Source organism: Sphingobium sp. LSP13-1-1.1, assembly GCF_040676415.1.
Classification (GTDB): Bacteria; Pseudomonadota; Alphaproteobacteria; order Sphingomonadales; family Sphingomonadaceae; genus Sphingobium.
In genome coordinates, this window is the sequence record NZ_JBEGHU010000001.1 from 407,567 (window position 1) to 422,684 (window position 15,118).

At 63.5% G+C, this 15,118-nt stretch carries 10 protein-coding genes; 1 reads left to right on the forward strand and 9 read right to left on the reverse strand.

Annotation, left to right across the window (positions count from 1 at the left end):
- Positions 1–36: 36 nt before the first annotated feature.
- The 5 genes from MRBLSP13_RS01740 to MRBLSP13_RS01760 form a co-directional block, all read right to left on the reverse strand.
- Positions 37–1,425 (reverse strand): DHA2 family efflux MFS transporter permease subunit, encoded by a 1,389-nt coding sequence (locus MRBLSP13_RS01740; protein ID WP_363736327.1) that lies wholly within the window; start codon positions 1,423–1,425, stop codon positions 37–39.
- A gap of 189 nt (positions 1,426–1,614) precedes the next feature.
- Positions 1,615–1,827, reverse strand: coding sequence for a hypothetical protein (locus MRBLSP13_RS01745; RefSeq protein ID WP_133651359.1), 213 nt, complete (start codon positions 1,825–1,827; stop codon positions 1,615–1,617).
- Positions 1,828–1,883: 56 nt separating this feature from the next.
- A complete protein-coding gene (locus MRBLSP13_RS01750; RefSeq protein WP_363736329.1) occupies positions 1,884–4,775 on the reverse strand; it encodes a TonB-dependent receptor plug domain-containing protein in 2,892 nt (963 codons plus the stop codon).
- 47 nt (positions 4,776–4,822) lie between these two features.
- On the reverse strand, positions 4,823–6,145 hold the full coding sequence (locus MRBLSP13_RS01755; protein ID WP_363736331.1) for an MFS transporter: 1,323 nt from the start codon (positions 6,143–6,145) through the stop codon (positions 4,823–4,825).
- Positions 6,142–6,987 (reverse strand): substrate-binding domain-containing protein, encoded by an 846-nt coding sequence (locus tag MRBLSP13_RS01760; protein ID WP_363752274.1) that lies wholly within the window; start codon positions 6,985–6,987, stop codon positions 6,142–6,144. The genes MRBLSP13_RS01755 and MRBLSP13_RS01760 overlap by 4 nt, the downstream gene beginning before the upstream one ends.
- Before the next feature lie 165 nt (positions 6,988–7,152).
- Between MRBLSP13_RS01760 and MRBLSP13_RS01765 the strand changes: the two genes are divergently transcribed.
- A complete protein-coding gene (locus MRBLSP13_RS01765) occupies positions 7,153–8,397 on the forward strand; it encodes a cation:dicarboxylate symporter family transporter (protein ID WP_363752277.1) in 1,245 nt (414 codons plus the stop codon).
- Here the strand turns inward: MRBLSP13_RS01765 and MRBLSP13_RS01770 are convergent.
- The 4 genes from MRBLSP13_RS01770 to MRBLSP13_RS01785 form a co-directional block, all read right to left on the reverse strand.
- The gene (locus MRBLSP13_RS01770; protein ID WP_363752279.1) at positions 8,363–9,244 is read right to left on the reverse strand and encodes a LysR family transcriptional regulator; all 882 of its coding nucleotides are present in this window, start codon (positions 9,242–9,244) and stop codon (positions 8,363–8,365) included. The two genes, MRBLSP13_RS01765 and MRBLSP13_RS01770, sit on opposite strands and share 35 nt — an antisense overlap.
- 103 nt (positions 9,245–9,347) lie before the next feature.
- Entirely contained in the window at positions 9,348–10,643 is a 1,296-nt protein-coding gene (locus tag MRBLSP13_RS01775; RefSeq protein WP_363752282.1) for a DUF3422 domain-containing protein, read from the reverse strand.
- Positions 10,644–10,802: 159 nt separating this feature from the next.
- Positions 10,803–12,038 (reverse strand): SGNH/GDSL hydrolase family protein, encoded by a 1,236-nt coding sequence (locus MRBLSP13_RS01780; RefSeq protein WP_363752285.1) that lies wholly within the window; start codon positions 12,036–12,038, stop codon positions 10,803–10,805.
- Between the two features lie 66 nt (positions 12,039–12,104).
- The gene (locus MRBLSP13_RS01785) at positions 12,105–15,035 is read right to left on the reverse strand and encodes a TonB-dependent receptor (protein WP_363752288.1); all 2,931 of its coding nucleotides are present in this window, start codon (positions 15,033–15,035) and stop codon (positions 12,105–12,107) included.
- Positions 15,036–15,118 lie beyond the last annotated feature (83 nt).

The window sequence follows — 15,118 nt, forward strand, 5'->3', positions numbered from 1 at the left end:
ATATTGGCAAGCCGGCGCGGCGTTCCGCTCAGCCGCTCATGCCTGGTCGAGGGCCTGGGCCGGAGGGGAGGAAGTGCCGGCATCTGGCCGCAGGAGCCGGTTCGTGAAGGTCGCGGAAAAGGCCACCAGGCCGATAAGGATGAATATCCCGCTGAAATTGGCCGCGTCCATCGAACCCCGGAGTTCGAGCAGGCTGGCGGCGAAGCAGATGCCCAGCGAAAGGCTGATCTGCTGGAATGTCGCATAGAGGCTGGTCGCCGCGCTCATTTTCGACTGGTCGACATCGACAAAGGCCAGCGCATTGTACCCGGTGAACAGCAAGGACGTGAAAAATCCGGATATGAGCAGCACCGCGCCCAGTGCAGGCTGGGGCCAGGCCGGACTGAACAGGGCACAGCCGCTGATGGCGATTGCAGCCGCCACGCTTCCCGCCATCAGGCATGCACGATAGCCGAACCGCTGGATGACCGACGGCGCGATCGGCTTCATGGCCAGGGCGCCGATCGCTGTCGCCGCCATGATCGTGCCCGCCTGGGCTGCGGAAATGCCAAAGCCGATCTGGAAAAGCAGCGGCAGCAGGAAGGGTTGCGCGCCCTGCGCGATGCGGGTCAGCGTGCCGCCCGCCACGGAAAGGCCAAAGGTGCGGATGCGCATGAGCGAAAGATCGAGGATCGGGTTTTTCGTTCGACGGGCATGCACTAGATAGGCGATGAAGAACAACGCGCAGCATCCCAGAAGTGCGATGATGACCGGCAGCCCGACAGCATGGCTGCCAAGTTCCAGACCGAAGATGAGGCATCCGAGCGCCAGTCCCGACAAAACGAAGCCCCGCGCGTCGAACTGCGCCACGTCGTCTTCCCTTATCTGGGGAATGAGCCAGATCGCCAGCGCCAGCCCGGCCGCGCCGATCGGGATGTTGATGTAGAAGATCCAGCGCCAGTCCAGATAGGTCACGATCAGCCCGCCCAGCGGTGGTCCGACAATAGGCCCCACGAGGGCCGGCATGACGAGCCATGACAAGGCGGCGACCAGGTCATCCCGGCTGACGCTGCGCAGCAGGACCAGCCTGCCGACCGGCACCATCATGGCGCCGCCGATACCCTGAAAGAAGCGCGCGCCAACCAGCGTCGGAAGGCTGTTCGACCAGGCGCAGGCAACCGACCCCGCCATGAAGATGGCGATCGCGCTGCAAAAGATGGTGCGTGAGCCGAAACGATCAGCCGCCCAGCCGCTGGCAGGGATGAATGCCGCGAGCGCGACGAGATAGGATGTGAGCGCGAGGCTGAGGCCCGAAGCCGGGATACCGAAATCGCGCGACATGGCCGGCAGCGCGATGGTCAGGACGGTGGCATCCAGTTGCTGCATGAACAGGGCGAAAGCCACCACCAACGCAATGACGCGATAATTCCGCCGGCGCTCAGACACTCTTTTGCAAACTCATGCTTCCAGACCGTCGACCACCCGAACTGCACCAGTGCCTTCATAGGCCATGTTGCGGCCGAAAGATATGTTCCAGGCGGAAAACCGTTTCCCGCTGTTCCGCACGATGCTGTGGGTTCTTTGTTGTCGCATCCTTTGCGCGGAAAACCGGTTCCCACTTTTCCGCACGATGCTCTAGGTACCGCTCTTGCCCAGAATACGCTGCTCCAGCCGCTCCGCGACAGATTTGCGTATCGGGTCGCCCGCGCGGATCTTTCGCCAGGTATTGTAGCTGATCCCATATTGCATCATCAGCACATCGCTCGTCTGACCCAGCATGCCAGAGAGCATATGATCGACCACATGCCTGGATACGGGTCGCATGGTCGCAAGACGGTCGATGGTCATTTTCCATTCCCCGGATTGGCGGGGAGCGCGACGGGCCGGACGCGCTCCCCAAAGGATCAGAAGGATATGCGGACACCCGCCGTGATATAGCGACCTATCGGATCATAAGCGCTGCTGGCGGCCGTGGTGAACGTCGTCACCGGCGGAGGCGACAGCGGCGGATCGCGGTCGAACAGATTGGCCACGGACAGATAGACCTGCTGCTTGCCGCCGCCCATGTGGAGATTATAGGTCGCCGTGACATTGGTGTAGAACACCGCGGGCGTGCTGTTGTCGTTGATGTCGATGCCCTCTATCCGCGTGGCATCCAGCTTTGCTGCGCTGATGAAACGCTCCTGCACGAACAGCGAGAAGGCTTCGTTCGACCAGTTCGCCTGAAGCACGCCGCTCCATTTCGGCGTGATCGTCTCGCCCAGCGCCTCGCGCACCGGAGACCCGGGAGTCTGCGAATTATTTTCCGTCGCATGATTGCCGATCAGACGCACGTTGAGATTGCCGCCGGCAAAATCGGTCTTGTAGCCGATTTCGAAGTCGATGCCGGCGACGGTCTGCTCCGCCAGGTTGAGGTTGGGGCGCAGGATGCTGAGCGATCCCGAAGGCAGCACCGTGATGTTCGCGCACTGGGCCTGGTTGCCCGCCGCGCATTCGTCGACCACCCGCTGTTCCGCCAGCGTGGTGATCGCGTCCTTGAGCTTGATCTTGTAATAGTCGACCGACGCCTGGAAGCCGGGGAGCCAGCTCGGCTGATAGACGCCGCCGAAGGTGATGGTCCTCGCCCGTTCAGGTTTGAGATTGGGGTTGCCGGTGGCGAAATTGACCTGCGGCGTCGTCACGCCATTGTAGACCACATTGCCGTTCAACTGCGTCGCGGGGTTGAACAGTTCGAGCAGGTTGGGCGCGCGAATATCCTGCGACCAGGTGCCGCGGAAGCGGAGCGCGTCGTTCAACTGCCAGCTGCCGCCCAGTTTCCACGTCGTCGCCCCGCCCGACGTGCTGTAGTCGGCGTAGCGGACCGCTCCATTGAGGTCCAGCGACTGGGCGATCGGGCTGTCCTTGAGCACGGGCACGGCAATTTCCAGATAGCCTTCGCGAATGTCATATTCGCCGGAAAAAGGCAGCGGATTGAAGAAACGATAGGGCCCTTGACGCCCCTGAAGCGCGGCCGGGCCACCGCGAATGCCGGTGAAATCGATGCGCGTGGGGGACAGGGCATCAGTCGTCTGCTTCGCCGTCTCCTTGCGATATTCGACGCCGGCCGCGACCGAGATCGGTCCGGCAATTTGCAGATTGTCGCCCAGATCACCCCGGACGTTGATCGCGGCGACCTGCTGGCGCAGTCGCAGGTTCAGGACATTGTCACGGGTCACATAGTCGGTGATCGCCTGATTGGGGGCCTGCGGTCCGAACAGATTGCGCGGGGTGCAGCCCGGATCGAGGCCGGCGAGCGTCGAACGGCAGACAATCTGTCCGGCCTGGTTCCGCACGGCATCGGCCGAAGCATAGAGATTGCGCGCGATGGTGAGGTTGTTCGACCGCAGTTCCTGGTCCGACTGGCCAAAATTATAGGATGCGTCCCATTTCCATGTGCCGTCAAGCTCACCGCGCACGCCGATCGACCCGTGATAGACATCGATCGTCGATTCATTCTCGACCAGCGGCAATTCGCCCTCGAACCGGCCGAGCTGGAAGGACTGGACATTGGCCGCCACCATGCGGGCCAGGATGTCCGCCGGCAGATAGGCGTTGTCGCGATAGATGGTGTAGGCCGCGTTGGAACCGACATTCTGGCTGACGAAAGCGCCCTGATTGGTATGGCTGCGGGCGTAGAGTCCCTCGACGAACAGCGTCGTGGCGGACGACAGGTCAAATTCGGCGCGGGCAAAGCCGTTATAGCGCTCCTGCGTCGGTTGAAGGCCGATATTCGCCCTCGCGCCGTCGCCACCGCTCTGGAAAGCCGTGCCGGTGATCGTGCCATAATCGAAAGGCGCCGAAACGCCGTTGGCGAGGAATTGCGTGCCGCGCAGCGGACCGGCGCTGATCAGGCCACCATAGGTGCCGATCGAGCTGCGGATCGAGGGGATGATGAGGTTGAGCGGGCGAGCGCCGGCCACCGGGTTGACGATCTGCCCGGCATTGTCGTCGAACCAGTCGCGATGCGTCCTTTGGTCGGCGCGCAGCCCCTTCTGGTAGAAATAATCGATACCCGCGACAAAACGGAGCCGATCGTCCGCGCCCGCGGTGCCGAAGGCAAAGGAACCGCCGAACGAGGGCAGATCGCCATGGGTGGAAATGCCCGTCAGCGCCTCCGCCTTGAAGCCCCGCAATTTCGTGTCGAGCACGAAGTTCACGACGCCCGCCACCGCGTCGGAACCATAGGCCGCCGAAGCGCCGCCGGTCACGACATCGACGCGGCTGACAAGGCCCTGCGGAATGATGTTGATGTCGACCGAACCGCCGCTGTTGGTGGCGGGCAGGCGCCGGCCGTCGAGCAGGATAAGCGTCCGCTGCGCGCCCAGCCCGCGCAGGTTGAGCAGATTCTGGCCGCTGCTGCCGCCACGGCTGTTGGTGGTTGACGGACTGGACGTCTTGGTGCTGCCGTTGAAGGCGGGCAACTGGTTGAGGCCGTCGGCAAGGTTGGTCGGCGCGGCCACGCGCAGTTGCTCGGAACTCGCCATGGTGACTGGCGTCGGCGTCTTGAAGCCGTTGGCGACGCGGCTGCCGGTGACGACGATCGATGCGTCGTCGACGGAAGCGGCAGCCGGATCGGCAGCCACATCCTGGGCCGCCACATCCTGCGGCGCCACATCCTGCGTCACGGCCGGATCAGCAGCAGGCGCGGCTGTCGCGTCCTGCGCCGCCGCGCCCGAAGGCGTCATCACGGTCAGTGCGATCGCCAGCGGCATCAACGCCGCCCCTTGCGCGAAAAGGCCCTTCAGTTGCTTGTGCATCAATAGTCTCCCAGATCTTATATTGTCAGGTTGAAGCGAGGAAAGTCTCAGTCCTGTTCGATGGCCTTGCGATTGGCGCGACTGCCGATCAGCAGGGCGAGCAGGGAAAGAAGCGCAGCGGCGGCGCACCAGGCGCCGGGGATCGCCTTGTCCCCGGTCGCGCCGATGAGGGCGGTGCTGATCGCGGGGGTGAAGCCGCCGAAGATCGCGGTCGCCGTGCTGTAGGCCAGGCTGAAGCCGACAGTGCGGACATGGCCCGGAATGACTTCGGTCAGATAGACGATGAAGGCGCCGTTATAGGTGGCGTAGATCGCGGCCAGCAGCAGTTCCACCGCCAGCAGCTTGCCGAAGGTCGGATCAGCCACCAGCCAGCTCATCAGCGGATAGGCAAGCGCCGCACCCAGCAACGTCGCGGTGATCAGCAACGGGCGGCGGCCGACCTTGTCCGACAGCGCACCCATGACGGGCAGCAGAATGAAGTTGGTGAGGCCGACGCAGGCAGTCACGAGCAGGCTGTCGCCCGCGTCCAGGTTCAGCACCTTGCTGCCGAAGGTCGGGGTGTAGGCGGTGATCATGTAGAAAAACACGGTGGTCATGACCGCCATCAGCGCGCCTTGCAGCACGATGCCCCAGTTCGCGCCGATGATGCGCACGATCTGGCCGATCTGCGGATGCTCCTTGCGGTTCAGGAACGCCTCGGTCTCTTCGACATGGCGGCGGATGATGAAGAGGAAGGGGATCATCACGCAGCCGATGATGAAGGGCACGCGCCAGCCCCAGGCCTGCATGGTTTCAGGCGGCAGGCTCGTCGAGACGATGAGGCCGATCAGCGCGGCGAACACCACCGCCGCCTGCTGGCTGGCCGACTGCCAGGATGTGAAGAAGCCCTTGCGATGCGGCGGTGCGATCTCGTTCAGGTAGACCGACACGCCGCCGACCTCGACGCCGGCGGAAAGTCCCTGGACCAGCCGGCCGACCAGGATGATGAGCGGCGCCGCAAGGCCGATCTGCTCATAGGTCGGGGTGATCGCGATGGCGAGCGTACCGAGCGCCATCAGCCCCAGCACGAGCAGCAGCCCCTTGCGGCGGCCATGATGGTCGACATAGGCGCCCAGAACCAGCGCGCCGACCGGCCGCATGAGGAATCCGGCGCCGAAAGTCATCAATGTCAGCAGCAGCGAGGCGAACTCGCTGCCGGTGGGAAAGAACGCCTTCGAGATGTAGGTGGCGTAATAGCCGAACACCATGAAGTCGAACATCTCCAGGAAGTTGCCGCTGGCCACGATGAAGATGGATTTGAAGGCCGACTTCTTCCTGTCGGTTGCCGCTTCAGTGAAATCGGCTGAGGCCGTGTGGGTCTGGGCGGTCATGGGGTCACCTTTTGCGATGCCGGTTCAAGGCCGCTTTCACGAATGATGCTGTAGGCCTTGGGCGAGGAGAGATAGTCGAGCAGGGCCCGCGCCGTTTCGGGCTGGGGCGAATAGGCGACGATGCCGCCGGAAAAGGGTGTCACCTTCTGGAGCGAGTCCGGCAGCAGCCCGACGATGCGGATGCCCTTGACCGGCTTGAGTTCGGAGAGTTGCTGGAAACCGATCTCGGCCTCCCCCCTCGCCACGATCTCGCCGACCGGAGTAGCGGGGATCATCCGCCCTTTGGGACGAACCTGATCAGCGACGCCCAGCCTGTCCAGCATGGTCGTCTGGATGTAGACACCGCTGGCGCTGTCGGACCATGCGACCGACTTCGCGTTGAGCAAGGCCGTCCGGACGGCATCCGCGGTCGAGATGTCGGGAATGGGCGCGCCGTCCTTGACCGCCACGGCGATCTTGGAGAGCCCCAGATCGATCTCCGTGCCGCGGCTGACCTGACCTGCGGCGACCAGCTTATCCAGTGCGGAACGCGCGAGTATGACGACGTCGGCCGGTTCATGGCGGGCAAGGCGCGCGGGAATCGCGTTGCTGGTTTCGCCCATGGATGGCCCATGTTCCGTCACGATCCGGGTGCCGGTTTCGGTGCGATATTGCGCGGCGAGCCTGTCAAAGGCCGCGCTGAAACCGCCCGATGTCAGCACGTGGATTTCGGCGGGCCGGGCGGCCATGTCGGCGGAGGTCTGGCAGGCGGAAAGCAGCAATGCCGCAAAGGTCGCCATGGATGCGCGCGACACATTGCGGCGCAGGGCCGACAGCATCGCGGTCACGACGGATCGCTCCATGCCATTTGCATTGCACCTCTCCTTCAAATCCATTCTGTCCGCTGGCAGGAAGAAGATCCTGCCGGCGCCTGCATTCAGTTGACGATAGAAGCGGGTCCGAATATTTTTATCAAATGCAATGAATGGTCCATGTGATGCATTTTACGCATAAATTGGAGGCGGGGCTTGTTGCGACAGCTATATGTTCAGATGATCCTGGGGGTGGTTGCGGGGACCATCCTGGGATATGTCTGGCCCAATGCGGGCGTGGCCCTCGGCCCATTAGGCATAGCCTTCATCAAGACGATGCGCATGATGGTTCCGCCCATCCTGTTCTGCACGATCGTCGACGGCATCGTTTTGCATGGCGGCGCGCTGCGCACCGGTTCAACCATTGTCCGCGCGCTGATCGTCTTTCTGGCGATCACCATCCTGGCGCTTCTTTCCGGAACCGTCGTCGCCGGCCTGATGCAGCCCGGAGCTGGCCTGAACCTGCATTCCGTCGCCATGAACCAAGATATGCATCGGCAATTGGCGGGCCCACCAATCAACGGTCCCGGCGAATTCCTGCTGCGCATGATACCGGACACCTTCTTTTCCGCCTTCACGGCCGGCGACGTGCTGCCGGTCCTCTTCATTGCCGGACTGGTGGGATTCGGACTGGTCCGGATCGGCGCTTCGGGCGAGCCGATCGTCCGGGGCCTGCGGGCGCTCACGCAATTGCAGTTCACGATATTCGGCTTTCTGGTGCGCCTCGCTCCCGTCGGCGCCTTTGGCGCGATTGCCTATACCGTTGGCGCCTATGGCATCGGTTTCATCGGTTCGCTCGGCATGTTGATCGCGACCCTCGCCATCGCGTGCCTGATGCTGGCCTCTTGCCTCCTCATGGCGGTTCGGCTCGCGACCGGCATGCCGATATGGAAGCTGATCCGTCATTTCCGCGACGAGTTGCTGATCGTCGTCGGCACATCGTCGAGCGAGGTCGTCCTCCCCCGCCTCATCACCAAACTCGAGCGACTGGGCGCAAGTCCTGCTGTCGTCGGTCTGACCGTGCCGCTGGGCTATACGCTCAACCTTGCCGGCACCGCCGTCTACCTGACCGTCGCCACCCTGTTTCTTGCAGAGGCTCTCGCCATTCCACTGCCCCCCGACAGGCTCGCCCTCTACCTGCTCGTCATGCTGGTGACGTCGAAGACAGCCGCGGGGGTCACGGGCAGCGGCTTCTCGGCCCTGTTGCTGACATTGTCGCTGCTGCCGGACATTCCGGTGGGGGCTACCGCCATGCTGATCGCCGTCGATCGCGTGCTGTCCGCCATCAGGGCGACCACCAGCGGCCTTGCCAACATCAGCGCCACATTGCTTCTGGCGCGCTGGGACGGCGCAACGATCGGAGAGGTCAGGCCGAAGCCCATGCCTCCGACAAAAGGGTGACGAGCCGCTCGGCCGCGGGTGAGATGGGGGCCGCAGGGCGCTTCAGCAGTCCGATCGTGCGGACGATCACCGGCTCGCCAAGAGGACGCCACACCAGATCGCGCGCTTCAGGGCCTGCGCAGGCAAGCCTTGGAAGAACGGAGGGGCCAAGGCCTGCGTCCACCAGGGCGAGCGCGGACGTAAGGCGGGTCACCTCGTAAAACCAGCTGAGCTGGATGCCCTGGGCCGCCAGCCCAGCCTCCAGCGTGGTGCGATTACCGCTCGCCCTGTGGACCGTGATCAGCCGCTTGCCCACCAGATCGCCCCAGCCGACATTCGGCAGCATGGCAAGCGGATCGTCCCGGTGGCAGACAAGCCCGTAGGGATCATCGTGCAATGGCGAGAAGGAGAGGTCGGCGTCCGTCGAAACCGGCAGCGACAGGCCGAATTCCGCCTCCCCCGTTCTGACTGCCTCAGCGCATTCGGTGGCCGACAGGTCCAGGATTCGGACGCGGGTGTTGCGATAATCCTCCCCGAATTTCTGCAGCACCTCAGGCATGAACCGCACCGTGGCGCTGGGCACGCTGGCCAGGGTGATGCGACCCGCCTGCCGCTCCCCCTGGGCCATGAGCCCGATGAGCGAGCCGTCGAATTCGTCCAACATGCGTCGGATCAGCGGAAGCACCTCACGCCCCGACGGGGTCAGCCGCACCGTTCGCGTCGTGCGTTCGATCAGCACCGATCCCACGGCGCTTTCCAGCTTCTGTATCCGCCGGCTGAGCGCGGGTTGCGACAGGTTGAGTTGCTGCGCCGCGCGATGGAAGCTTCGCCCCTCCGCCACCGCGACCAGCGCGCGAAGATCAAGCAATTCGCAATTTATCATTTCCATCGTCCCGCCGGCGAACAAACTCGATCAGCGTTTTAGCGGAGTTTGCCGAACCGGCACGCATTTTCGCGTTTCGAAACCCGCCCTAATGCCCGTCACCGGACGGCCGCTTCACCTTCCTGATCTGGCCGACCCCTATGAAAACGCCGATGATCGTCAGCGGGAAAAGCGCGACGTCGATCCAGCCGGGCAGATGCAATCCCTGATGCTCCAGCGCTTCCTTCAGATGATGCCAAAGGCCCAGTGCATAATAGCTGATCGCCACCACCGACAGCCCTTCAACCGTATGCTGGAGCCGTAATTGCAGCGCCGTCCGGCGATCCATGGATGCCAGCAGATCGCGATTCCGCCGCGCGAGAGCGGTGTCGACCCGGGTGCGCAGCAGGGCGCTGGTCCAGGCGGCGCGCTGCGCCAGATCCTCCAGCCGACGGTTGAAGGCATCGCAGGTCCGCATGGCCGGCAGCAACCGTCGCTCCGTGAAATCGTCGAGCGATCGGTAACCGCGCACGGGCGCGACCGCGAGGCGGCGGATGCGGTCGCGGCAGATTTCCGCATAGGCCTGTGTCGCGCTCATGCGGTAGCGGGTGCGCGCCACGATCTCGGCCAGTTCGGCGCTCAGGGCGGAAAGCAGCTCCAGCACCTGATCAGCGTCGGCATCCTTTTGCGCCACGCGGCTCGTGATCGCCGTCAGCCGCTGTTCAAGCCCGTTCAGCAGAGGCGTCGCCTGCTGCGCCTCGGGCAGGCCCAGGAGGGCGATCTTGCGGTAATTGCCCAGTTCCTGAAGCCGCTGGACCAGTTGCGAACTTTCGTCGCCCACCAGTCCCCTGTCATGGATGAGCAGTCGGCCGAAACCATCGCCATGCAGGCGAAAGTCGCTCCAGATGCGGGCATGACCGTCCGCCACATCGGAGATGATAAGGTCTTCAGTGGCAAAATGCGCGGCGATGGCGGCCGGCGGCGGTTCATTCATGACCATCGCGATCTGTGTCGACCGGATCACCCGGCCCGGCATGTCGGCCATCCAGGCGGGCACATCGGCAAATGGCGCGAGGTCGAACAAGCTCGCGCCTTCGACCGGCGCGAGAAAACTGTAGGTCATGAATTCGGTATGACGCTCCCAGGAGAAATGGAGGTCACCGACCCGGCCGGCGAGGAAGCGATCGCCGGGCTTGAGGGCAGGAAAACGTTCGGACAGCAGGGCAATGCCCTTTTCGGCCTGCGCTTCGTCCACCAGCAGCACGAACTGAAGCGCGAGGGCAGGCGCATCGAAGCGGGACAGGCCGCGAACATGCATTTCCCGCGAAAGGGATGCGCGCAGCGGATGATTGCGCAGGCCGAGCGCTGCAAAGGGATCGGTCGGGATGCTGGTCATGTCGTCCATGGCATTCCTTGGCGCCCCGCTTCATCAAGTCCGACAATATCGTCGCTGTCGATTCATAATGGCAGGATCGCGGTTGGCAATCCGCCCTGCCCGAAAGGATGAGGGGCGAGTGCAGGCTGCATGCGCACCTCGAAACAGAGGGGATGAACGCGCCGGCGGCTAGTTGAAGAGATCGAGCGGTATCGCCTCGGCCATGGCGCGATAGCCCTCCGGCGAGGGATGCAGCGCGTCGCCCACATCATAGCGCGGGAGCAGGCGGTCAGGACGGGCCGGATCGCGCATCGCCCGATCGAAGTCGACCACATCGTCAAAATTCCCCGGCTCGCGGATCCAGCGGTTCACGGCCTGCCGGTCGGCTTCGTTCCGGGCGTCGGGATGATAATAATCATTGCCCCCGAAGGGCAGAATGGTGCCGCCGATCACCTTGATGCCCTTCGCCCGGGCGCGCATCACGATCTGCCGGTAGGCGCCGATGATGCGCGATACCAGGCGGGCATGCTCCACGTCGCTGACCGGCGTTTCGCGGGTGAGCGTGCCGATGTCGTTAATGCCTTCAAGCAGGATCAGATAACGCACGCCCGGCTGCGCCAGCACATCTCGGTCCAGCCGGGCAAGCGCATTGGGCCCAAGACCGTCGTTCAGCAGGCGGTTGCCGCCGATGCCCTGATTGACGATCACCAGATGGCGCGTCGCCGGATCGGCCTGCAACCGCTGGGCGAGACGGTCGGTCCAGCGATCATTGCCGTTCGTGGTCGAGCCCCGGCCGTCGGTGATGGAATCGCCGAGCGCGACGATCAACTGCGCCGCCTTGCAGCGCTCCACCTCCAGCGCGGCGAGCGAAAACCAATGGTCGACGGCCTGCGCGCCCGCCATGGCGGGATCGCCCAGATGGTCGCCCCTGAGCAGCCAGGATGTCGCCCGCGATCCGGGATGAGAGGTCTGGCCCGACGGTTCCTCGGCAAAGGCGATGGTGATCGCCAGATCGTCAAAGGCGCGGACCGGCAAGCCTATCGGATCGGATAGATAATCGGCCCCGGCCGGGATCGTCACTTCGCTGCGCCCGTCGAAGCGGAGCGGGATGACGGTCTTCGCGTCGATCGCCGCTGATCCCGCGCGCAGCGCCCGCGCGATGCTGGCGCCCTTCAAGTGCAGAGGCGCGGTACCCGTCTGGTTGGAAAGGCGCACCCGAAGCCGGTTCCCCGCAATGGATGGACGGACGACCTGCCGCAGGCTGCTGTCCGTCAATGTCCCCGGCGCCAGCGCATTGTCCCCGTTCGGCGCCATCTGGGCGGATGCCCAGGCCACGGTCCATTGCCCCCGGCACGGCGCCCCCCAGGCCGGCATCGCGACGAACGCCACCAGGGGGAGCAGGACGGGAGCAAAGGTCAATCGCATGGACTTGTCCTTGACGATAGAAAAATGGGCCGGTCTTGCAACCGGCCCAGGGTCCTTGGGGGAGGATCAGAAGTTCGCGCGGATGCCCGCCAATATGGTTCGTCCCGGATAATAGATCGAATAAGGGGCATTATCATATTCAAATGTTGTGCGGATGGGCTCGTTCGTGATGTTGAGCACGTCGAGCGTCAGGCGCATCGCCTTGTTGAGGAACGGCAGTTGATAGCCTGCCGACAGATCGAGCTGGCCACGGGCATCATTGCGCAGGGCCGCGCCAGTAATGCCGTTCTGCGGCGCGTTGACTGCGATCGACTTGTCGTTCCAGACATAGTTCAGGCTGATCGAGAGGCCGTTATTTTCATAGAATCCCTGGAGATTATAGGACCATTTGGAAACACCCGTCGCGACCAGCTTCGTCGCCTGCCCCGGCATCAGCTTCGAAGACTGCTTGAGATAGGTTCCATTGGCCGAGAAGCCGAGCCCCTTCACCAGGGAGTCGAGCGGCTGCACCCAGGTCGCCTCAATGCCCTTGATCTTGAGGTCGCTGAGGTTGATCGGCCGGTCCACGGAAACGGTCAGGTCATTGATCGGCACGCCGGTCGATGCCGCACGGTTGGTCAATGCCTGCTGCTGGGTCGCGAGGAGGCTGTCATAAGGGATATTGAGCGAGGCGAAGGTGACATCCCGCGGATCGATGACAGTGAAACCCTGAACGTTCTTCATGAACAGCGAAAGGCCGACATAGCCAATGCCGCCCGTATAGAACTCACCACCCATGTCATAATTGTCGGAAGTATAGGGCTTGAGATCCGGGTTGCCTGCATTGGCTACCAGTGCCGTAGGATCGGTGAAGGTCACGCCCGGCAGGATCTGGCTCGCATCCGGCCGCGTCATGGTCCGCGAGGCGGAGGCGCGCAGCTTCACATTGTCGGCAATGTCGTAGGTCAGGTTGATGGAGGGAAGGAAATTATCATATTTCGACCGCGAGGTTATGTCGACGATCGCCGCACCCACCTGGCTGGGTCCGACCACCAGCTGGTTGGTGGCGGCGTAGCGCATGCCGGCATTGATGTGCAGGTCGCGGTCCGCAATGGTAGTGACGCCGTTCAGTTCGAAATAGGCGCCCCACACCTTCTCATCCATGTCGCCCGTCGCGCCGCCCGTCACCGCGCCGCGCGTTTCCGGCGCGCTGTCGCGATAGCTGTAATAGTCGGTGGCGTCCTTGATCGCGCCGAAATCGGGCATGATGAAGGCGTTGTAGCCGATGTTGCGACCCGCCAGATGCCCGAAATTGCTGACCGTCATCGGCATCAGATATTGCGGAATGGCGCCGGTCGGGATCGATCCGGTGGCACCGGTGCAGCCCGTTCCGCAGACCGAGAGCTGATAGGCCTGGCTGTTATCATAGGCGCGGATGGAGCGGGTCGCCCGGTCATAGGCGGCACCGACCTTCACGTTGAACATCGCGTCGCCCAGGGTGACATCCAGATGCGCGCCCTTGGTCTCCGTCTTGCGGCGGACCAGCGCAACATTCTGGCGATACCATTGCCAACCCAGATTGGGATCGTTCAAGTCGATATTGGTCGTGATCGACGGATAATAGCCGTTGCTGTTGTCATAATAGACGTCCACGCCCGAATTGGGCGGCGTCTGGAACGCAAAGGTCGGCTGTTCGCGGAAGAAACGGCTCTTGGAATAATTGGCGCTGAGGTCGACTTTCAGCGTTTCGGTCGGCTGCCAACTCAGGCTGGGATTGATGTTCCAGAACTTCGTCGTCTGCTTGAACTGGCTCGCCTCCAGAAAGAAGGAAGAGTTGGCGAAGGTACCCGAAGTCACGACCCCGTTGTCGTCGACGGTGAGGTCGATGGGAATCATGCCGCCGGTCGCCTGCGCGCCGGTGCCGGGACCGGAATTGCGGACCTGCCAGTTCATGTTGATACGCGAATAGTCGCGCTTCGACTTGGCCCAGATGCCGTCGAGGGCAAAGTGCAGCGTGTCGCTGGGCCGCCATTCGAGCGAGGCCAGGGCGGAAATGCGCGAACGGTCGCCATCGGTCAGGGTGTTGCGGCCCAGTCGGGGAAGCAATGCCGTGCTGAGTTGGCTGCGGGTCAGGCCCGAAGTCGCGACGACATCGACCGGCTGACCGGGAATGAGGCCATGGCCTGCATTGGCGGGAACCGTCGAGGCCCAGAAGAAATTGTTGCCGCCGGGATCGGCCACGCCATTGACCATTCCCAGATTGCCGTCAGTCCAGCCGACCGTATCAAAGCCGTCCACGCGCGTCTTCGTCTTGACGCCGGCCACGCCCACCAGGATGCCGAAACTATCCGTCGTGTGGCTGGCGACGATCGCGCCGCGCGGGCTCAGCTTCTCATTGCTGTCGGTATATTGGCCCTGCGCCACCACGGTGACATGGGTGCCCGGCTTGTCGAAGGGACGGGCGTTGCGCAGGTTGACGGTGCCCGCGATGCCGCCTTCCAGCGTCGAGGGCGACGGCGTCTTGGCAAGATCCAGGCGGGTGAAGAGTTCGGAGGGGAAGAAGTCGAGATCGACCTCCCGGTTGGCGCTGCCGCCATTCGTGCCGCCGTCAGAGGCGACCTGAAGCTGGGAGCCGTTCAGGAGAACACGGGTGAAGCTGGCCCCGAGGCCGCGGATCGCGACCTGCGTCCCTTCGCCGCTGATGTCGCGGGCCAGGCGCACGCCGGGCATGCGGTTCAGCGTTTCGGCGAGGTTGGTCGCGGGCAGCTTGCCGATATCTTCCGCAAAGATGGAGTCGCCGAAGGCGACTGCGTTCTTCTTGGCGTTGGTAGCGCTTTGCAGGCTGCCGCGGATACCGGTCACGACGATGTCGGCTGCTTCATCCTGCTGGGCGACGGGCTGAGGAGCGGGCTGGGCCGCGCTGTCCTGGGCGATCGCGGCCTGAGCCAGCGTCAGCGCGCCAAAGGCCGAGGCCGCGCAGAGCGCCAGGCGAAAAGAGCGAATATGAGAATCAACCATTTGAAAATCCCCTCCTGAGCGCGGCTCCCGCCTATCCGGTGAGCATATCTGGTAGCGCTATCAGTTCGGCTTTGATAAACCCT